The organism is Pseudobutyrivibrio xylanivorans, from assembly GCF_010906925.1.
Lineage (GTDB): Bacteria > Bacillota > Clostridia > Lachnospirales > Lachnospiraceae > Pseudobutyrivibrio.
Genome location: NZ_VTVE01000001.1, coordinates 600,478 through 620,428, shown reverse-complemented (window position 1 = coordinate 620,428; position 19,951 = coordinate 600,478). Strand labels below are relative to the sequence as shown.

General features: G+C 39.1%; 18 protein-coding genes and 1 other RNA gene. 1 reads left to right on the top strand and 18 read right to left on the bottom strand.

Annotated elements, in window-relative coordinates:
• Positions 1–11: 11 nt before the first annotated feature.
• The 13 genes from mraY to pckA form a co-directional block, all read right to left on the bottom strand.
• Positions 12–959: a phospho-N-acetylmuramoyl-pentapeptide-transferase gene (gene mraY / locus F0Q01_RS02885; protein WP_205467948.1), complete on the bottom strand. Its 948-nt coding sequence runs from the start codon at positions 957–959 to the stop codon at positions 12–14.
• A gap of 52 nt (positions 960–1,011) precedes the next feature.
• A complete protein-coding gene (locus F0Q01_RS02880) occupies positions 1,012–3,060 on the bottom strand; it encodes a peptidoglycan D,D-transpeptidase FtsI family protein (RefSeq protein ID WP_090486019.1) in 2,049 nt (682 codons plus the stop codon).
• 15 nt (positions 3,061–3,075) lie between these two features.
• On the bottom strand, positions 3,076–3,561 hold the full coding sequence (locus tag F0Q01_RS02875; RefSeq protein WP_090150254.1) for a hypothetical protein: 486 nt from the start codon (positions 3,559–3,561) through the stop codon (positions 3,076–3,078).
• A 53-nt stretch (positions 3,562–3,614) separates the two neighbouring features.
• Positions 3,615–4,556 (bottom strand): 16S rRNA (cytosine(1402)-N(4))-methyltransferase RsmH, encoded by a 942-nt coding sequence (rsmH, locus tag F0Q01_RS02870; protein WP_090486016.1) that lies wholly within the window; start codon positions 4,554–4,556, stop codon positions 3,615–3,617.
• Positions 4,557–4,988, bottom strand: a complete 432-nt coding sequence (mraZ, locus tag F0Q01_RS02865; RefSeq protein ID WP_090150247.1) for a division/cell wall cluster transcriptional repressor MraZ — start codon at positions 4,986–4,988, stop codon at positions 4,557–4,559.
• 248 nt (positions 4,989–5,236) lie between these two features.
• On the bottom strand, positions 5,237–6,166 hold the full coding sequence (lgt, locus tag F0Q01_RS02860) for a prolipoprotein diacylglyceryl transferase (protein ID WP_090486013.1): 930 nt from the start codon (positions 6,164–6,166) through the stop codon (positions 5,237–5,239).
• Positions 6,167–6,189: 23 nt separating this feature from the next.
• The gene (locus tag F0Q01_RS02855) at positions 6,190–6,537 is read right to left on the bottom strand and encodes a PilZ domain-containing protein (protein ID WP_090150242.1); all 348 of its coding nucleotides are present in this window, start codon (positions 6,535–6,537) and stop codon (positions 6,190–6,192) included.
• A 29-nt stretch (positions 6,538–6,566) separates the two neighbouring features.
• Positions 6,567–8,927 (bottom strand): phenylalanine--tRNA ligase subunit beta, encoded by a 2,361-nt coding sequence (gene pheT, locus F0Q01_RS02850; protein WP_090486010.1) that lies wholly within the window; start codon positions 8,925–8,927, stop codon positions 6,567–6,569.
• Between the two features lie 15 nt (positions 8,928–8,942).
• Positions 8,943–9,998: a phenylalanine--tRNA ligase subunit alpha gene (pheS, locus tag F0Q01_RS02845; protein ID WP_176753655.1), complete on the bottom strand. Its 1,056-nt coding sequence runs from the start codon at positions 9,996–9,998 to the stop codon at positions 8,943–8,945.
• Positions 9,999–10,131: 133 nt separating this feature from the next.
• Positions 10,132–11,166 (bottom strand): tRNA preQ1(34) S-adenosylmethionine ribosyltransferase-isomerase QueA, encoded by a 1,035-nt coding sequence (gene queA, locus F0Q01_RS02840; protein ID WP_090486008.1) that lies wholly within the window; start codon positions 11,164–11,166, stop codon positions 10,132–10,134.
• A gap of 26 nt (positions 11,167–11,192) precedes the next feature.
• Positions 11,193–12,062, bottom strand: coding sequence for a YihY/virulence factor BrkB family protein (locus tag F0Q01_RS02835; RefSeq protein WP_090486005.1), 870 nt, complete (start codon positions 12,060–12,062; stop codon positions 11,193–11,195).
• Positions 12,063–12,280: 218 nt separating this feature from the next.
• A non-coding RNA gene (gene ssrS / locus F0Q01_RS02830) (6S RNA) lies at positions 12,281–12,461 on the bottom strand.
• Between the two features lie 153 nt (positions 12,462–12,614).
• A complete protein-coding gene (gene pckA / locus F0Q01_RS02825) occupies positions 12,615–14,228 on the bottom strand; it encodes a phosphoenolpyruvate carboxykinase (ATP) (RefSeq protein WP_090150228.1) in 1,614 nt (537 codons plus the stop codon).
• Between the two features lie 382 nt (positions 14,229–14,610).
• Here pckA and F0Q01_RS02820 point away from each other — a divergent pair, with 382 nt between their 5' ends.
• Positions 14,611–15,984 carry a citrate/2-methylcitrate synthase gene (locus F0Q01_RS02820; protein ID WP_090150225.1) on the top strand — a complete coding sequence of 458 codons (1,374 nt, stop codon included), beginning with the start codon at positions 14,611–14,613 and terminating at the stop codon, positions 15,982–15,984.
• A gap of 56 nt (positions 15,985–16,040) precedes the next feature.
• On the opposite strand, the gene F0Q01_RS02815 is transcribed toward F0Q01_RS02820, so the two are convergent.
• The 5 genes from F0Q01_RS02815 to F0Q01_RS02795 are packed head-to-tail and all read right to left on the bottom strand — an operon-like array spanning position 16,041 to position 19,899.
• A complete protein-coding gene (locus F0Q01_RS02815; RefSeq protein WP_090486003.1) occupies positions 16,041–16,502 on the bottom strand; it encodes an RpiB/LacA/LacB family sugar-phosphate isomerase in 462 nt (153 codons plus the stop codon).
• Between the two features lie 26 nt (positions 16,503–16,528).
• On the bottom strand, positions 16,529–16,885 hold the full coding sequence (locus F0Q01_RS02810) for a hypothetical protein (protein WP_090486001.1): 357 nt from the start codon (positions 16,883–16,885) through the stop codon (positions 16,529–16,531).
• Positions 16,886–16,897: 12 nt separating this feature from the next.
• The gene (gene dtd, locus F0Q01_RS02805; protein WP_090485998.1) at positions 16,898–17,347 is read right to left on the bottom strand and encodes a D-aminoacyl-tRNA deacylase; all 450 of its coding nucleotides are present in this window, start codon (positions 17,345–17,347) and stop codon (positions 16,898–16,900) included.
• A gap of 8 nt (positions 17,348–17,355) precedes the next feature.
• Positions 17,356–18,417: an SGNH/GDSL hydrolase family protein gene (locus F0Q01_RS02800; protein WP_090485995.1), complete on the bottom strand. Its 1,062-nt coding sequence runs from the start codon at positions 18,415–18,417 to the stop codon at positions 17,356–17,358.
• Positions 18,418–18,426: 9 nt separating this feature from the next.
• Positions 18,427–19,899 carry an MBOAT family O-acyltransferase gene (locus F0Q01_RS02795; RefSeq protein WP_242941822.1) on the bottom strand — a complete coding sequence of 491 codons (1,473 nt, stop codon included), beginning with the start codon at positions 19,897–19,899 and terminating at the stop codon, positions 18,427–18,429.
• Between the last annotated feature and the right edge of the window lie 52 nt (positions 19,900–19,951).

Sequence of the window (19,951 nt, the reverse complement as noted above, 5' to 3'; positions counted from 1 at the left end):
TCCCCACTCTTTTAAACTAGGTAATAAGCAAATACGCATAAGAAAATTGTCACTGTTGTAAACACTGCAACCACCTTGACCTCAGACCATCCGCCAAGCTCGTAGTGATGATGGATTGGTGCCATTCTAAAAATGCGCTTTCCTCCTGTCATCTTGAAGTATCCTACTTGCAAAATAACAGAGAGAACCTCTACAAGGTAGATAAGTGCAACTAAAATAATAAATATAGGCATCTGTAATACGTAAGCTGTACTTACTACAAATCCGCCTAACGCAAGGGAGCCTGTATCTCCCATGAAAATCTTTGCAGGATGAACATTAAACATTAAAAATCCAAAAAGAGCGCCCATCATTCCTGCGATAGCTGGAGTAATACCAGAACCAAGTGTTAATGAAACAACACCCCAAAAACCTGCAATAGCAAGAGTTACAGATGTAGCAAGTCCATCAAGGCCATCTGTAAAATTAGAACCATTAACTGTTCCAAGTACCGCTAAAAACAAAAGTGGAACGCTAAGCCATCCTATATCTACAAACGCTCTAGTACAAGGAATTCTAAGCTCCATAGAAATATTTGAGAACTTTATCATATATACAGCAAAGCCTGTTGTAAGAAGAAGCTGTCCCGCCATCTTCTGCCAAGCTTTGAGACCATCAGAGCTCTTCTTGATAGCCTTCAAGAAATCATCTATAAAGCCAAGAATACCAAATCCTAATGTAAGGAAAAGAATTGGATAAATCTCCTTGCAATCAGCTGCATAGTAAAATCCTACAACTGCAAATCCTATAAGAATCATTATGCCACCCATAGATGGTGTACCATTTTTAAGCTTGTGCTCCTTGATATACTCTCTCTCTGTATTTCCCATTTTTAATCTGCGAAGAACAGGAATGACAAAAGGTGAAATAACACAAACTATAATAAACGAAACCAACATAGGTAAAAAAACTTGTAACATAATATAACTCCAATTTCCCGTAGTCTAAGACTACATATTCTTATTAATTATTCTATTCTTGAACATCTGGCTCTGAAACTGGCTCTGGAACTGCCTCTGGATTAGCTTCAGGAGCTTCTGTCTCAGGTGTATCGTCTGTGGCCTCCTCAACAGGCGCCTGAGCCTGCTCTGTAAGACTGGCTGCAGCCTCTGCCTCCTCCTCTTCTGAAAGAGAAGACTCAACTCCCATATATGGCAAAATCTGCTTAAATATCTCATGGCAGATTTCCTGAGCGAAACTACTGTGAGCCTGGTTGTTTCCAATGGCACCAACACCTGGCTCATCAACAACTACATATACGACAACCTGTGGATCATCAACAGGAGCAAATCCTATAAATGAAACTAAGTACTTATGATTACCACGAGGCAATTTCTCGGCTGTACCTGTCTTACCACCAATTCTATATCCATCAACACGTGTAGTCTTACCAGTACCTGCAGATACTACGTATTCAAGATACCCTTTGATTAAATCTCCAGTCTCATCAGATATAGTACGCTTTAAAATGGTAGGCTCAATTTCTTGAATTGTATTACCACTAGAATCAGTTATTTTTGTCACCAAATGAGGCTCATATAAATAGCCACCATTTACAAGTGAGCAAAAGCCAGTACCCAACTGAATCATGGTTGTATTAAAGTTCTGTCCAAATGAATTAGTTGCTAAGTTAACCGTTGACATTTTTTCCAGACTATAAATAAGACCAACGGTACTAGCCTCTCCTGTAAGATCAATGCCTGTCTTTTGACCAAATCCAAAAACTGACTGGTAATTAGTAAAATTCTCACCACCTATAACATAGGACATCTGCATCAAAGCATCATTGCAAGAATTGGAAAGAGCATCGGCTATAGTCTCCTGTCCATGACCAGTCTTTTTAACACAATGGATAACCTTATCATATCCAGGAACCATCTCACCTCCATCACAGAAGTAGGTCTCATCTCCATTTAAAGCTCCTGTCTCCAGCCCCATTGCAACTGTAAATGGCTTAAATGTAGAACCTGGCTCGTATGTATAGGTTATACAGAAATTCTGCCATATCTGATTAAGCTTATCCATCTTCTCATCCTCAGTCATGGCACTTATTTCCTCCTCGGAATAGTAAGTGCTCAAATCTCTAGGATTGTTTAAATCAAAAGATGGATACTGAGCCATAGCTAATATCTCTCCTGAATTAGGATTCATAATAAGTACAGCTGTATGTAACGAGCCAAAAGCCTCTGGCTCATCAGGATGTTCCTCGTTCCACTTTTCCATGGTCTTTTGATTCCAGTCCGCAACAGCCTTTTCAGCAATGGTCTGGATATTAACATCTAATGAAAGAACAATATTATATCCATTAGTAGCATCAATTGTGGTCTGTTCCAAGTTACTGTCTGAGTTAAGATATCCGTATGTTCTACCGTTAACACCATTAAGAACGTTGGAATATTTATTCTCAAGGCCAATGACACCTACGTTACCACCACTGGCGTAACCAATTGTAGCGGCAGCAAGGGTGCCGTATGGATACTGTCTAATATATTCTTTTTCAAACCAAATCCCAAAAATGCTACCCTTGTGGCTATCATCTTCTTTTAGCTCCTCGAATTTAGCCATTTCTTCATAGGAAACCTTTTTTGCAAGAATAAAGTACTGAGAATTTGGATTGTCAGATAACTGCTTTTTAATCTTATCCTCGTCGATTTCCTCGAAACACTCTGTAACAAGCTTAACTGTAGCTGCGATTGTGCCGGGCTTTTTGCTCTCCTTTGCATTAAGCACCTTGCTATCTAGGACTACGTTATATACATCTACCGATGTAGCAAGTACCGTGCCCCTAGCATCAATTATGTCGCCTCGCTGGAAAGGTATAATGGTACTATCGTAATGCTGCTGAGCAAGTATTATTTTTTCGTACTTGTCTCCGCTTGTATATTGGATAAACATTACGCGACCTATAAGAATAACAAAAAGAATACAAACAACTCCAAATACCAGCCAGAGCTTGCGTTGCATTCTTTTTAAAATTTTATTATTTGGTTTTATCCTTCTTCGATTATTATTATCAGCCATAACTCCCACTCAATTCTATGGAATGTCATGATACTGACTCATGTAGTCAGAACCATCTACACTATAATACACTATTTGGTTGCTAGTTGCATACACCATTCCAAGTTCATTTATGGCTTTATCCTTAATTTCTGAAAGATTTGTTGTTGTAGCTATTCTACTTTCTGCCGCTTTGTTGTCTGCATTAACCTTTGATAGCTGACTTTCAAGCTCTGCCACGTGGTCCATTCTAGTAGAAACATTGGTCTGAAGTGCAACATATCCAACCAACATAGAAACTGTAGCTATTACTGCAACAATCATATAGCCGGTCAAGAGTCTATTTTTTCTAAGGGCAGCTGCTCTTTTTCTATCTGTAATTTTCTGGCGTCTTAAAGCTTCCTCTCTCTTTTCACGCTCGCGCTGCTCTCTTGTAGGCAGACTTCTTGTAGGACGCACATAAATTTCTTCTTTTCTAACTGCATTTCCCTGATTGTAATAATAAGTCTGTAATTCCTGCATAATAAAACTCCTAAAACATTGCGTACCAAAACTAGTCCCTAGAAGAATTGCTTTTAAAGTGTTCCTCGCTCAAATACTCTAAGTTTTGCACTCTTTGAACGGGAATTTACTGCAAGTTCTTCTTCGCTTGGCAAGATTGGCTTTCTAGTAATTACCTTGCCTTTTGATTTCTTTCCACATACACATACCGGAAAATTCTTCGGGCACGTACATGGGTCTTCATTTCTTTTAAATGCTACCTTTGTGATTCTGTCCTCCAGTGAGTGGAAGGTGATAATACACAACCTGCCACCTGGATTTAACAAATCAATCATGTCATCTATATGATCCTCAAGAACTGTAAGTTCTCGATTGAGCTCAATTCTAAGTGCCTGGTAGGTTCTCTTGGAAGGATGTCCCTGCCCTACCTGAGCTTTCTTAGGAATGCTCTCTGCTATTATCTTGTTAAGCTGTCCTGCTGTAAGGATTGGAGCTTTCTGTCTTTCCTTAACAATATTTTTAACAATCTGCTTGGAAAACTTTTCTTCTCCGTATGTATAAAGGACTCTTACCAAATCCTCTGGGGAATAGTTGTTAACTATATCAGCTGCTGTCTTTGGATTGTCCTTGTCCATTCTCATATCAAGCGGAGCATCATCAACTCTGTATGTGAAACCTCGCTCTGCCTCGTCAAGCTGGAAACTAGATACCCCAAGGTCAAGCATTATTCCATCTACCTTGCTAACACCAAGCTCAGCTAATCGCTCTTTCATGAATTCATAATTGCTATGAATCTCTGTGACGGTATCGCCAAAAGGTGCTAGTCGCTCTCCTGCGGCCTTTAATGCGTCAGTGTCCTGATCAAATCCATATAAATGGCCTGTGGTAAGTCGGCTGGCAATCTCATATGAATGACCACCGCCTCCCAATGTGCCATCTACATATATGCCATCAGGTTTAATATTCAGATTGTCAATTGTCTCATTTAAGAGAACTGAATAATGATTAAACTCCATTTAAATTCCTAAACCTAACTCAGCCATGTGCTCGGCTATCTCATCCATGTCATCATAAGTGCCCTCTGTGGTCCATCTTTCCTTAGACCAAATCTCAATTCGATTGAGAACACCTACAGAAACAACTTCCTTATCTATCCCTGCATACTCTTTTAAGTTTCCAGGAATAAGAACTCTGCCCTGCTTATCGATGTCACATTCTGCAGCTCCTGCAAAGAAGAAACGTGAGAACTTTCTAGCATCCTTTGTGGTAAGTGGTATCTCTCTGAATTTCTCCTCGATAGTCTGCCATTCACTAAGTGGATAAACGAAAAGGCATCCATCAAGTCCCTTAGTGGCTACGAAGTGCTCTCCCAACTGCTCACGAAACTTAGCAGGCATAATAAGACGATTCTTCGCGTCTAAATTGTGACTGTATTCTCCCATGAACATGAGACTCACTCCTCCTTTCCACCACTTTGTGACACTTTTCTACCACTTTCCTCCACTTTTAACTACATTTTAAACCTTTTTGCTGCTGATGACAACCCCTAAACCCGTGAAAAATCAATGTTTTTTGCCTGTGGAGGCAAGTGGTGGGCATTCCCCAAAATATAGTGGTGGAACTTAAAAAAGGACACAAAAAAAGACATCGGAATAACCGATGTCTTGGATTGTGCTTAAAAAAATACAATTTATTGTTAATTTTCTTGTTCTTTTTCTGTCTCTTGGTCTATTTTTTCAGTTTTAGCTCCCTCATGATTCACCGTTGAAACCTCTGCTCCACTCTTAATAAAATACACATAAAGAGCTGTGCCTAAAACAACTAATAATCCAGCCAAAAGCTGTGAAACCGGAAGTCCCGTAGCCCAAAGCTTAAGCTGGTCTGTTCTAAGTCCCTCAATCCAGAAACGTCCTGCGCCGTAAATGATCAAATACAAAATAAATATCTGACCATCAAACTTCTTTTTCTTTCTAAGGAATAGAAGGAATATAAGAAGTCCCAAATTCCATAGTGACTCATATAAAAAGGTAGGATGAACAGAAATAAAATCCACTCCATTAATGGAAGTAATATGCTCCATCATCTCTGCTGTAGTATCATCCAAAGAACGAATAGCATTAAGTGGAAGCAACATTGCAAAAGGTCCATTTGTATAGGCTCCAAAAGCCTCTCTATTAAAGAAATTACCCCAGCGACCACATATCTGGCCAATAATCACGCCAAATATTGCAACGTCTGCTACAGCTAGGAACTTAAGCTTTTTTAACTTGCAAAGAACCATTACGCTGGCAATACCCGCAAGAATGCCGCCGTAAATAGCAAGTCCTCCCTGCCTGATATTAAAAGCACTCAAAGGGTTAGCCTTGTAGTAATCCCATGCAAAAATCACATAATACAATCTAGCGCCAATTACGCCAACAATAATTGTGATAATGCAGATGTCTAAAAAGCCATCCTCATCAAATCCAACACGCTTAGCTTCTTTTAATATAAACGAAACACCCACAAGCATACCAATTGCAATAATAACTCCGTAAAAAGCAATGAAAAAGGATCCAATATGGAATCCTTTTTCAACGTTATTCAATGTGATATGAAGATGTGGGAAAATAATACTAGTATCCACTTAACTACTCTCCCTCATTACAACTACTCTACATCATTAAAGAGCTGATAGATTTCGATTTTTAATGCGTCTGTGTCAGTCATGCCTACGAAAATACATCCGTATTCATAAACATCATTCTCAAGCTTGTTCACACGAACGACCTTGAAGATTGTGTCGATTGTCTCTTTTGTCCAAATCTGAATTCTAGCATCAAAACATGCCCCCACTTCAAATTCAACATCTGGTACTCTAAAAGCCAATCCTGTCTTAGATATATTAGTAACCTCAACTTCCATGTACTTTACAGTTGTGATATTGGCCTCATCGATACGTTCGATTTCAACCTTTACATCAATATCCAGACGCTTATTTTTTCTCTTCTCTTCCATGCTCCGCCTCCCAATACAAATAATTGTAATTAAGCCTTAAGATTTATACCCTTAGTCTTAAGCTTTTCAATAATTTTATCAACTACAGTCTGAACTTCCTCGTGAGTAAGAGTACGCTCGTCATCACCGAACAGAAGTCTTACTGTGATCGACTTGCTGTTTCCATCATTATATATATCGGCAACGCCAACTTTTCTAAGAATAGATTCAGCACTCTCCTTTATTGTATCATTTATTTCAGAAAATTTCTCTGCTACAAATGATAAATCCACTTCAATTGATGGATATTTTGAAGGCTCAACATACTTAATTGGCTCAGCTACAATGTTTGCAAGACTTTCGATATCAATTTCAGCAAATACAATAGAAGCCTTTTTATCGATTTTTTTAGAAACAAGTGGATGTGCCACCCCAAGCTTACCAATCACTGTCTCATCTAAAACAATAGCGTTAAGATTCTTTGGATGCTCATATGAGTGCTTAGCCTCAAGCTTCTTGTATGTAAGTGGCTTATGTCTAATATCATCAACCACCTCAGCAATCATATCTCTAAGCTCTAAGTAAAGAGTCTCAAGAGACTTTGTCTTAGAGAAAAGTGTAATACAAAGCTTTTTCTTCTCATCGCAAAGACCGTCAGCTTTAATTCCCTCAACTACATGGCCAACCTCAAATATACCAAAGTCAGTAGCATAGCCTGTGTTGTAATTAACCTGGCAAAGCTGTGTAGGGATAATTGAGTTTCTAAGAGTCTCAATATTAGGGTTAGTAGAGTTGGCAAGTTTGATATTGTCCTCTACTTCCATACCAAGCTTCTTGTACTCATCAGCGTACTGCCATACATAAGAGTGAACCTCATGTATTCTGAATCTCTTTACAAGAATATCTTTGATTCTATCTTCTACATTCTTGTCCTCAGCCATACGAACTGGATAAAGAGGAGCTGTTGTTGTAGAAAGCTCAAAATTGTCGTATCCATAAATACGTGTGATTTCCTCAATGATATCAGCCTTTAAGCTAATATCCTTTGTAGCACGATATGAAGGAACATCTACATGGAAATTATCTCCATCCTGTGTCACTCCAAATCCTAAAGCCGTAAGTGTATCTACGATATGCTCATTTGTAATCTGGATACCTGTGTACTTATCAACAAATGCCTTGTCGAAATCAAGTGCAACCTTTGGATAGTGGAATGCGTACTCATCTGTAAGAGCTGAAACAACTTTTACGCCTGGATCAATCTCAAGAAGAAGCTTCATGAAACGAGCAATAGCAACAGTTGTCATCTCAGGATCAAGACTCTTCTCATAACGAGCAGATGCATCTGTACGATGAGCAAGACGTACTGCACTCTTTCTAATAGAAGCAGCATTGAATGTAGCTGACTCAAGAGTAAGTGTAGTAGTGTCATCCACGATTTCAGAATCAAGACCGCCCATGATACCTGCAATAGCAACCGGTGTGTTGTCGTTGCAAATCATAAGAGTGTTCTCGTCTATATTTCTCTCAACACCATCAAGTGTTGTGAATGTAAATGGCTTGTCAAATCTCTTGATACGAATCTTACCAACCTTGCGTGAATCAAAGGCATGCATTGGCTGACCCATCTCAAGCATAAGATAGTTTGTAAGGTCTGTAAGAAGGTTGATTCCTCTCATACCACAGTAGTAGAGACGAATACGCATATTCATAGGCGCAACATTCTTCTCAACATTCTCTACCTTAATTGAAGAATATCTCTGGCAGAGCTCATCCTCGATTTTAAGATCAATCTTTTCAAGATTGTCATACTGGCTCAAATCAATTGTAGGAAGCTCCTTGAGAGGACGCTTTGCGATTGTAGCAAACTCTCTTGCTATTCCGTAATGTCCCCAGAGATCTGGTCTATTTGTAAGTGACTTATTGTCTACTTCGAAGATAATATCATCGATTTCATATAAATCCTTAATGTCTGTACCATTTGCCACATCCTCTAGAATATCCATGATACCGTCATTATTATCAGAGATACCAATCTCCTTTTCAGAACAGCACATACCAAATGAATCAAAGCCTGCAAGTGGTCTTGGAGCAATAGTAATATCTCCAATCTGTGCACCTACCTTGGCAAATGCTGTCTTCATGCCAACGCGAACATTAGGCGCTCCGCAGACAACGTCTGTAAGCTTGCCATCGCCGGCATCTACCTTAAGAAGGTGAAGCTTTTTTGATTCTGGGTGCTCTTCTACCGATTTAATCTCAGCAACTACAACACCTGATAAATCCTCACCCTTATGGAAAATATCATTCTCAACCTCTGCTGTTGAAAGAGAAAACTTAGCAATAAGGTCCATCTTGTCAAGACCACTAAGGTCAACAAAATCAGAGATCCAATTCATTGAAATAAACATCTATCTAGCCCTCCCTTACTGCTCATCATCTGTGAACTGAGCTAAGCTGTTAAGATTACCGCTGTTCAGATCACGAATGTCTTTAATACCATATTTCATCATTGCAAGTCTTGTAAGACCAAGACCAAAGGCAAAGCCTGTATATTTCTCAGGATCAATTCCACCCTCTTCTAAAACCTTTGGATGAACCATACCACATGGGCAAAGCTCAAGCCATCCAGAATGCTTGCATGAAGGGCATCCCTTACCGCCACAGTTAAGGCAGTTGATATCAAGCTCGAAACCAGGCTCCACAAATGGGAAGAAACCAGGACGAAGACGTACCTTGATATCACGTCTAAATACTTCTGAAAGCATAGTCTTCATAAAGTAGATAAGGTTGGAAATAGAAATATCCTTACCAACCATAACACCTTCCATCTGGAAGAAAGTGTTCTCATGGCATGCATCAGTAGCCTCGTTTCTAAAGCAACGTCCAGGGAAGATAGCCTTGATTGGTGTGCCATCTTCAATAAGCTGCTTGCGATACTTTTTATAGATAGCATTCTGAGCCGCAGTAGTCTGTGACTTAAGAAGCTGACCATTCTCAAGATAATATGTATCCTGCATATCTCTTGCAGGGTGATATTTAGGGATATTTACTGACTCAAAGCACTCATAATCAGTAACAACCTCGCTATAGTCCTCAACTGTAAATCCCATAGACTTAAAGATTGTCTCGCACTGACGCTGAACAAGTGTAATTGGGTGATAGCTTCCCTGATCAAACTGCTCTGGAAGGGAAATATCAAACTCAGGAACCTTGTCAATCTCACGCTGAAGCTCAAGTGCAGCTAACTCTTCTTTTTTAGCAGCAATTTTGTCTGCAACAGAATTTTTAAGAATGTTAATCTTCTGGCCAAACTCTTTTTTCTCCTCTACAGAGAGCTTGCCCATTTCCTTCATGGCAGCTGTAACGCTACCCTTTTTGCCCAGATATGAAACACGAATATTCTCAAGTTCTTCAGAATTCTTGATATTCGAAAGCTCAGTCTCAAACTTGGTGCTCAATTCAGATATGATGTCTATCATAGCTTCCTCCCTAAAATCATATATTAAGGCTTAATAACCTACTCAACTAAATTAAAATTTTATCAGTTAAGTATTGTAAAAACAACACTTAACAGCCATCTGCCAATTAAAATGACAGCTATATTTAAAGGACTTATTTTAAATCCGCAATAAGCATAGCATCTCCAAAGGAGAAGAATCTGTATCTTTCCTTAACAGCCTCATTATAAGCCGCAAGGACATGCTCTCTTCCTGCCAAAGCTGACACAAGCATAATAAGTGTAGACTGTGGTAAATGGAAATTGGTGATAAGTCCATCAATCACCTTGAACTCATAACCTGGATAAATAAATATCTGGGTCCATCCGCTCTTTGGTGAAAGTGGCTTGCCAGCCTCTGCTGCCGACTCCAAAGTACGAGTACTTGTAGTTCCAACAGAGATAACTCGGCCACCATTTGCCCTAGTCTCGTTGATGATGTCGCATGCCTCCTGTGTAAGCTCATAGTACTCAGAATGCATGTGATGATCTAGAACCTCTTCTTCCTTAACAGGTCTAAATGTGCCAAGTCCCACATGAAGTGTTACCTCTGCAATCTTAACACCCATAGCTCTCACTTCATCCAAAAGCTCTGGTGTAAAATGAAGGCCTGCTGTAGGAGCAGCTGCCGAACCATCGTATTTAGCATATACAGTCTGATATCTATCCCTGTCCTTAAGCTTATGAGTAATATATGGTGGTAATGGCATCTCACCAAGCTTATCAAGTATCTCCTCAAAGATGCCGTCATAGCTAAACTCAATGATACGATTTCCCTCGTCAACGATATCTACAATCTTTCCAATCAAAAGACCGTCTCCAAAAGAAATCTCCATACCCGGTCTAGCCTTTTTGCCAGGCTTAACCAAGCACTCCCATCTATTATCACTAATTCTCTTTAAAAGAAGAATCTCTACCTTTCCACCAGAACCAACTCTAGCTCCGTATAATCTTGCTGGAATAACTCGAGTATTATTGATAACCAGGCAATCACCTGGCTTAAGATATTCCTTGATATCATAGAAATGACGATGAGAAATCTCTCCCGTATTTTTATCCAAGACCATTAATCTTGAATTGCTTCTTTTTTCCAAAGGATCCTGAGCGATAAGTTCCTCAGGAAGTTCATAATCAAAATCTTTTACTAACATAACCCACACATTCTATCACAATAGGTTTAATTTTTCCACTTTGCACGGCGCTTCATGCTCAGGTTCTTCTTGTGCTTTTCCCATGCCAAACCAAAGGCATCGGAAAAGAAAACATTGGCCTCCGCCGCCATCAGCATAAAGTACATACAGAAATATAGCCAAAACATAAATAGCATCATGGTAGCCAGCGCTCCGTACATAGAAAAGTTATTGAACACTCTCACCCATCCAGCCAAAAGCAAACTAAACACGTACCAGCTCACCGCACAGATAAATCCGCCTGGCAACTGACTGAAAAATGACAGATGCTTATTAGGCAGCACTGTAAACAAAAATGTAAATACAATAACCAAGAAAACAAATACAAACACGCCTCTAAACAGCGGTCTTATTCCAACCACATAAGCAAGAAAACCATAATAATTCTTAGCATAATATTGAAGCTGCTGAGTAAAGACCATCATAAACATGATTACAACAATAACGCTGAGAATAATCATAGTATAAATAATCGCTCTAAATCTACGACCTAACCAGTTGCGGGTCTCCTCGATTTTATTAACCTGATTAAGACCTACCATAAGATTCTGAAAGGCCTTGCCTGAAGCCCAAATAGCCATAACAACAGCAATAGAAATCATTCCAACAGATGCCTGTGTAATCATGGCATAGACCTTAATCATATATGGCTCAATAGAATCAGGAAGCACATTATAAACAAGCTCATTCATGTACTCCTTGATAGGAGGAACAAATCCTGCTATATATACCAAGAGCATCATAAAAGGAATAGATGACATAATCATAAAATATGCAGTCTGAGCCGCATAAGCACCAATGTTATCTCTTCCACACTTATCAAGATATGTTTTACCGTAACCTAAAAAAGTCCACATAAATAATAATCTCCTCAATCTCAGATTCTACCAAAATCAGCGACTATATTAAAGAGTTAGATTTTTATTATTCAAAATCGCCCAACCCATTCGTAACGTGGCCGTTACTCATGGAATGGGCGAACTTATCTAAGTTAGAAAAAAATAAGGGTTATCTATCTTCCAAATAAATTTGGAAAATAGATAACCCTTACTTTTTTACTACTTTGAATAATAAAACCTAACCCAAAATGCCGGGCCTATCAATTGACTCCTAGCTCTAGCTAGGTGGATCGCCGCAACTAATCTTTTGTCTTCCACTGCAAAGGAGGCCTGACAGCCAACTAGAAATATAGGCATTCCGTTTAAAGTAAATGTAGGTTCAAAAAGGATAAGTTAAATCGTACATCCCAGGTTAGGAAAAAGTCGGTATCTTGTACCTGAAATTATATTACACCATAAATGTGTTTAAATAAAGAACATTTTTTCAACATTGTTATGCTTAAGTATAGTATTACAATTAAAAACCCATCTTGTAACTTTAGTCACAAGATGGGTAATAATTACACTATTTTAGAGCTGTGGACCTGCAGAAACAAGTGCCTTACCAGCCTCGTTAGATGTGTACTTAACAAAGTTCTTGTTGAATCTAGCAGCAAGATCCTTTGCCTTCTCTTCCCACTCAGAAGCGTTAGCGTATGTATCTCTAGGATCAAGGATCTTAGGATCTACGCCTGGAAGCTCTGTAGGAACTTCGAAGTTGAACATTGGAATTGTCTTTGTAGGAGCATTCTTGATGTCACCAGAAAGGATAGCATCGATGATACCTCTTGTATCCTTAATTGTGATTCTCTTTCCTGTTCCGTTCCAACCTGTATTAACAAGGTAAGCCTTTGCACCAGACTTCTCCATCTTCTTAACGAGCTCCTCAGCATACTTTGTTGGGTGAAGCTCAAGGAATGCCTGACCGAAGCAAGCTGAGAATGTAGGAGTAGGCTCTGTGATACCTCTCTCTGTACCAGCAAGCTTAGCAGTAAATCCTGAAAGGAAGTAGTACTTTGTCTGCTCTGGTGTAAGGATAGATACTGGAGGAAGTACTCCGAATGCATCTGCTGAAAGGAAGATAACATTCTCTGCATCTGGACCTGCTGAAACACCATTTACCTCAGCTGCAATGTTGTTAATGTGATTGATTGGGTAAGATACACGAGTGTTCTCTGTAACGCTCTTATCATCAAAGTCAATCTTACCAGCGCCATCAACTGTTACGTTCTCAAGAAGAGCATCTCTTCTGATTGCGTTGTAGATATCTGGCTCAGATTCCTTATCAAGACCGATAACCTTTGCGTAGCAACCACCTTCGAAGTTGAATACGCCGTTATCATCCCAGCCGTGCTCATCATCACCGATAAGACGACGCTTAGGATCTGTAGAAAGTGTAGTCTTACCTGTACCAGAAAGACCGAAGAAGATAGCTGTATGCTTTCCATCCATATCGCAGTTAGCTGAGCAGTGCATTGAAGCCATACCCTTAAGTGGAAGGAAGTAGTTCATCATAGAGAACATACCCTTCTTCATCTCTCCGCCGTACCATGTGTTAATGATAACCTGCTCACGAGATGTAATATTGAAAGCTACACATGTCTCAGAGTTAAGTCCGAGCTCCTTGTAGTTCTCAACCTTAGCCTTAGATGCATTGTAAACTACGAAATCTGGCTCGAAGTTTGCAAGCTCTTCTGCTGAAGGCTTAATAAACATATTCTCAACAAAGTGAGCCTGCCAAGCAACCTCAACGATGAAACGAACTGCCATACGTGTATCTTTGTTAGCACCGCAGAAAAGATCTACTACATAAAGGTCCTTGTTTGAAAGCTCCTTCTTAGCAAGTTCCTTAACCTTAGCCCAAACATCCTCAGACATTGGATGGTTATCGTTTGGATATCCCTCTGTTGTCCACCATACAGTATCCTTAGAATTCTCATCCATAACGATGTACTTATCTTTAGGAGAACGTCCTGTATAGATACCTGTCATTACGTTAACAGCGCCAAGTTCTGTCTCCTGACCAACCTCATACCCCTCGTTCTTAGCGTCGAGCTCTGCCTTGTAGAGTTCCTCGTAAGAAGGATTGTGGATGATGTTAGTTGTTCCTGTGATGCCATACTTTGTTAAATCAACATTAGCCATCTTGTCTTACCTCACTTTTCTAAATTTATTTAATTTTAGTAGCTAACCCCATGTAACAAGGGGCTATAAACTAATTTTCGCTAAATAACATTTTATATATTCGTTATTTTATTGTCAACGAAATCAACGAAAAATTGTTTTCCTATTCGTACAATTTTAGTGGCCTTTTTTGAGCAAATTGCCAAGTATTAACTTTTTCTAAAATTTGCCCAAATAACTTGCAATCCTCCACTTAAAAATGGCACAATTTTACTTGTATAATTACATATATTTATGTTACTATACATTAAATTGCAATTTAGCACGCTAAAGTGTAAAACAATTATACTTAGACTTTATAATGTTTAATTGCAATAACCACTTGAAGGAGGACAATGTTTTAATGGTAATTGAAAATTATAGCGAGATTACTCCTGAATTGGAAAAGCTTGCTGAGCTCTCCAAGAAATCATCATATATAGATCCAGAGCTTTACACTACTTACGATGTAAAAAGAGGTCTTCGTGATCTAAATGGTAAGGGTGTTCTGGTTGGTATTACTGAGATATCTGAAGTTAACTCAAAGAAATTCGTAGATGGAAAGGAAGTTCCATGTGATGGTCAGCTCTTCTATCGCGGCTACAATGTACGAGACCTAGTTAAGAATCTTCCAAAGGAGCAGCACTTCGGATTCGAGGAATGTGCTTACCTTTTACTTTTTGGTAACCTTCCTACTGTCGATCAATTAGAAGAGTTCAAAGACATACTTGCAAGCTATCGCTCTTTACCACCAAATTTTGTTCGCGATATGATTATGAAGAGTCCATCTCAGGATATGATGAACTCACTTGCTAGATCAGTTCTTGCACTTTACTCATACGACGACTATGCTGATGACACCTCTGAGCCAAATGTACTTAGACAGTGCTTACAGCTGATTGCTAATTTCCCACTGCTTTCAGTTTATAGCTACGCAGCATACGATTACTACTACAATGAGAACTCGCTGATTATCCATCAGCCAAGACCTGATTATTCTACAGCAGAGAATATTTTGCACTGCTTACGACCAGACAGCAAATTCACTCCACTTGAGGCTAAGCTCCTTGACGTGGCATTGATTTTACATATGGAGCACGGTGGCGGTAACAACTCTACATTCACTACTCACCTTGTTTCATCATCAGGTACAGACACATACGCTGCTATCGCTGCAGCACTTGGTTCCCTCAAGGGACCTAAGCACGGTGGTGCCAATATAAAAGTTGTAAAGATGTTCGAGGATATGAAAGCCCACCTTAAGGATTGGGAAGACGAGGAAGAAGTTTCAGCTTATCTTCGTGCTCTCCTACACGGCGAGGCATTTGACAATGCCGGTCTTATCTATGGTATGGGCCACGCTATTTATTCAGTATCCGATCCTCGTGCTCTTACATTCCACTCTTTCGTAGAGGATCTTGCTAAGGAAAAGGGCATGGAAAAGGAATACAATCTTTACGAGCTAGTTGCTAAGCTTGCTCCAAAGATCATCGCTGAAGAGAGAAAAATCTACAAGGGTGTTTCACCAAACGTAGACTTTTACTCAGGATTTGTTTATCAGATGCTTGGCATTCCTGGAGAATTATTTACTCCTATCTTTGCCATTGCACGTATCGCAGGTTGGAGTGCTCACCGCATGGAAGAAATCTGCCACAAGGGCAAAATCATGCGTCCAGCATACATGACAGTATGCCAGCACAAGAAGTACATCCCAATCGAAGACAGAATTGTAGATTAAAGAATAATAAAAAAGAGACATCCTTTTAGGATGTCTCTTTTGTTATTACTTTATCATTATACAATAGGCACACAGTGCTTATCATTGATGTCGCAAACCTTCTGAACACGGCGACGATATTTTTCTTCCATAAGTGGTTCTGTCTTAAGCCATGTCTTTACCACTTCCATAGCCATAAGACCTCCAATAATTTTTGCTCCAAGGCAAAGGATATTGGAATCTGTATGTTCTCTAGCAAGTGTTGCACAAAGAGGATCCTGACATACCGCTGCGTAGCAACCATTAATCTTATTTGCAATTAATGCGCTTCCATAGCCTACCCCATCGCAGAATATTCCTCTATCGCATTCACCCTTTGCTACTGCAAGAGCTGCAGGATAAACAAAATCAGATAAATCACAGCTATTCTCATCATAGGTTCCAAAGTCCTCTACTTGGTATCCTTCTTTGATAAGATAAGCCTTAATCTCCTCTTTCATTTGTGTACCAGCGTGGTCATTTGCCATTGCAATTTTCATACTCTCTACCTCCTGTTTACATGTTTTTAATACTCATAATCCATGGAGTCAAAACTATAACTATCTAATTTAGTAAAACCTATTTCAGCCAAAACCTCAGCTGTCTTCTGGACATAATTATAACAAGATGTTATTACTGCCTTTTGGTGACATGATATACTATTTATAGTTATTAATATAACATCCACATTTTCAATCATCCATTCGTTTTTACGAATACACATTGTCAATTGATGTGTGTTCTCTATTTTACCTATATTTACGTATACAAATGTTGGATCATGTAGTTTCTTCCTTAATCCTTCTGATATTTTCTTACATAATATCTCTAAAGGTTCGTTAGAACAGCGTTCCATATTAGTAATTGTACGAACAAAATTCATATCATTAATCACCTAGCAGATTTCTCTAGAATCCAGAACAATAGTAAATGGTCCATCATTCTGAAGGGATACCTTCATGTCTGCTCCAAACTCTCCTGTCTCCACATGAAAGCCTGTAGCGCGACACTGAGAAATAATGTATTCATACATGTCATTTGCCATATCAGGGGCACCTGCCTCTATAAAAGATGGACGATATCCCTTCTTACAATTTGCATAAAGAGTAAACTGAGAAATCAATAACAATTCACCGCCAACATCTGTAAGAGAAAGATTAATCTTGTCATTCTCATCATCGAATATACGAAGTCCCAAAAGCTTTTTTACCATCTTGTCGGCGATTTCTTTTGTATCATCCTGACCTACGCCAATAAGCACTAAAAAGCCCTTATTAATCTGACCAATTATGTTGCCATCCACCTTTACAGATGCTTCATTTACTCTTTGAATTACAAATTTCATGGATATTCCTACTCTCCATCTGGTCCATGTACCGAACCATACTTTTCTAAATTAGTAGTCTGACGCTGAATTTCCGCATCATATCTTTCAATTACACCATCCCAATATTTCTCAAGATCCTCCTCGCCTCTACGGTCAGGGACATTGAAATCATTAGAAAGGATTTGACCGAAGTACTCGGATAGCTTTTCTGCACCCGAAAGATTCAAATGAAGTCCTCCATCATAAGTATCCTTGTCCCAATCAAGTCCAATGCTATCTTGATAATCAAGGAAATTAATGTAGGTCAAGTCATTTGCAGCTGCATAGTCTTCTATCTGCTTATCCCACTGTGGATACCAGTATGGGAAAAGACTTGGAGCCTTCACAAGAATCAGTTCTATATCATTGTCCTTGCAAAGTTTTGTCAACTTGTCTAAATACTGGTATGCAGTATCGCCAAATTGATAGTCGATTATAGGTCTTCCCTTTGGAATGTTATCATCTGCAGGCTTCTCATCCACACGCATATAGTAGCCATTAAATGTAACCTTATCTCTGTGGAAAAGATACTTAAAATCATCCACATTTAAATCACTCCAACGGCTGTGATATCTAAGAAGAGGGAACATGTACTCAATCATGCTCTCTTCCTCAGTCATAGAAGCTTTTATGGAATCAACCTTGCTACTACTCCACTTCATACCGTCTAAAGTCATTCTGTTGTAGGCTTCATTCTGAGGAGTATTGTATTTCATAGAAAGGACATTGAAGACTATCACATCAGGATGTTCTCTCTCCACTGTCTCCTCTGCCAAATAATATGACTGCCATATTAACTGCTGTGCACTACCACGTATATACGAATTAATTCCAAAATTCTCCCATAGGTAAACAGGTGAAATATTCTCGTATAACTCACAATCTCCGATGAAAACGACATTGTGGTCTGTTGGATCATCGTAGTATTCACCAATCATGGCTCCTTCCAAAATACCATGCATGTATTTTGGCATAAATAATCTAGTTGCAAACCATAGTCCAGATATCGTAATTACGATAGTAAGAACTATTGCCAATAATTTTTTCATCAAACACCTCTAAAACTGATTATATATAAACTGGCTTGCAGAATAACCAATTCCGTAAGCTCCGAAAATCAATGTAGCCATGAAAAGAACATACCAAATAATGAATCTAACTGGCCCAGCCGTAGCGGCAATCTTCTCTCGTACAGAGCCACTTCTCTGAAGGAGGCTGACTGTCACAAGAACAATTAGTCCAACAAAAACTACAATGTAATCATCGATAGTAAGTCCCATTGCAACAAATGCTTCCGGATTAAACTGCCATAAATGTGTATCTGTAAAGATGCTTCCAAACATTTTAATTGTAAGAGGCACATCTCTATAACAGTCAAACATACGAAGTGATGACATAATAAGTACAGTTCGAATAACCTGGAATAATCTCCAGCCAAATGTACCTGCCACATTTACCTTACTGTGGAACCATCTATAGAATGGCTCAAGCTCCTGAGAAATCATGATAACTACAAAGTTGCCAAGTCCCCATACAATAAAGTTCCAGCTAGCTCCGTGCCAGATACCTGTTGTAAACCATACAATAAAACTTGAAAGATATACCGGAACTCTCTTACCTAGATTGTTTCCAAGGCGAGCTCTTGATTTCTTAGACAGCTTCATCATAAACTGGCTGGCTGAAATCGGATAGAAAATATAATCCGTAAACCATGTACCCATTGTAATATGCCAGCGATTCCAATATTCCTTGATGTTCTTTGAGAAGTATGGACGAATAAAGTTTTCAGTAACTTTGATTCCCATAGTCTCAGCCACACCAATGGTGATGTCGATTCCACCTGTGAAATCACAGTATAACTCTAAGGCATAGAACATAGCTCCCGCAAAAACATAAAATCCTGAGTAAGCATCAGTATCGGCAATAATCGCCTTTACAGGTACTAGAATTCTATCTGCAATAACAAGCTTCTTGAAAAAGCCCCAAAGAATTCGCTCTAAACCAAACGAAACAGTCTTCCAATCAAATCTATGCTCCTCATATAGAGTCTGGCTTAAATCAGCATATCTACTGATAGGTCCCTGTACAAGCTGAGGGAAGAATGATACGAAAAGGGCGAACTTCAAAGGATTCTTCTGAGCCTCGAATTTGCCATTATAAACGTCAATCAAATACCCCATAGACTGGAATGTGTAGAAGGATATACCCATTGGAATAACCAAATTCACAAAGGAAAGCCCTTCCGCCCTGCCAAAAGCACTAAGCAGAGAATTGATATTTGAAATAGTAAAATTGGTGTATTTTGTAACTGCAAGAATACCTAGGTTGAATAAAAGGCAGCAAAGGAAAATCTTTTTCTCAAGGGAATGTTCCTTGGCTTTTGCAGCCTTTTTCTCTTCCTTTTCCATTTCCTTTTTATGTTCCTTGAACCAAACATCAAAAGATGCTTTGTGATCAGAAATGGACTTTGCCGCAAGGAAGGTACTTGCAGTAGTAATCATTATAAAAATAAGATACCTAGGGTCTGCCATAAAATAGAATGCATAACTCGCAATAAGCAGGAAGGACCACTGGGCCCTTCCT

Bases quoted from the DNA above. Each gene is read 5' to 3' on its own strand.
- mraY (WP_205467948.1), bottom strand. From the start codon at position 959: ATGTTACAAGTTTTTTTACCTATGTTGGTTTCGTTTATTATAGTTTGT.
- F0Q01_RS02880 (WP_090486019.1), bottom strand. From the start codon at position 3,060: ATGGCTGATAATAATAATCGAAGAAGGATAAAACCAAATAATAAAATT.
- F0Q01_RS02875 (WP_090150254.1), bottom strand. From the start codon at position 3,561: ATGCAGGAATTACAGACTTATTATTACAATCAGGGAAATGCAGTTAGA.
- rsmH (WP_090486016.1), bottom strand. From the start codon at position 4,556: ATGGAGTTTAATCATTATTCAGTTCTCTTAAATGAGACAATTGACAAT.
- mraZ (WP_090150247.1), bottom strand. From the start codon at position 4,988: ATGTTCATGGGAGAATACAGTCACAATTTAGACGCGAAGAATCGTCTT.
- F0Q01_RS02855 (WP_090150242.1), bottom strand. From the start codon at position 6,537: ATGGAAGAGAAGAGAAAAAATAAGCGTCTGGATATTGATGTAAAGGTT.
- pheT (WP_090486010.1), bottom strand. From the start codon at position 8,927: ATGTTTATTTCAATGAATTGGATCTCTGATTTTGTTGACCTTAGTGGT.
- pheS (WP_176753655.1), bottom strand. From the start codon at position 9,998: ATGATAGACATCATATCTGAATTGAGCACCAAGTTTGAGACTGAGCTT.
- queA (WP_090486008.1), bottom strand. From the start codon at position 11,166: ATGTTAGTAAAAGATTTTGATTATGAACTTCCTGAGGAACTTATCGCT.
- F0Q01_RS02835 (WP_090486005.1), bottom strand. From the start codon at position 12,062: ATGTGGACTTTTTTAGGTTACGGTAAAACATATCTTGATAAGTGTGGA.
- pckA (WP_090150228.1), bottom strand. From the start codon at position 14,228: ATGGCTAATGTTGATTTAACAAAGTATGGCATCACAGGAACAACTAAC.
- F0Q01_RS02820 (WP_090150225.1), top strand. From the start codon at position 14,611: ATGGTAATTGAAAATTATAGCGAGATTACTCCTGAATTGGAAAAGCTT.
- F0Q01_RS02815 (WP_090486003.1), bottom strand. From the start codon at position 16,502: ATGAAAATTGCAATGGCAAATGACCACGCTGGTACACAAATGAAAGAG.
- F0Q01_RS02810 (WP_090486001.1), bottom strand. From the start codon at position 16,885: ATGAATTTTGTTCGTACAATTACTAATATGGAACGCTGTTCTAACGAA.
- dtd (WP_090485998.1), bottom strand. From the start codon at position 17,347: ATGAAATTTGTAATTCAAAGAGTAAATGAAGCATCTGTAAAGGTGGAT.
- F0Q01_RS02800 (WP_090485995.1), bottom strand. From the start codon at position 18,417: ATGAAAAAATTATTGGCAATAGTTCTTACTATCGTAATTACGATATCT.
- F0Q01_RS02795 (WP_242941822.1), bottom strand. From the start codon at position 19,899: ATGGCAGACCCTAGGTATCTTATTTTTATAATGATTACTACTGCAAGT.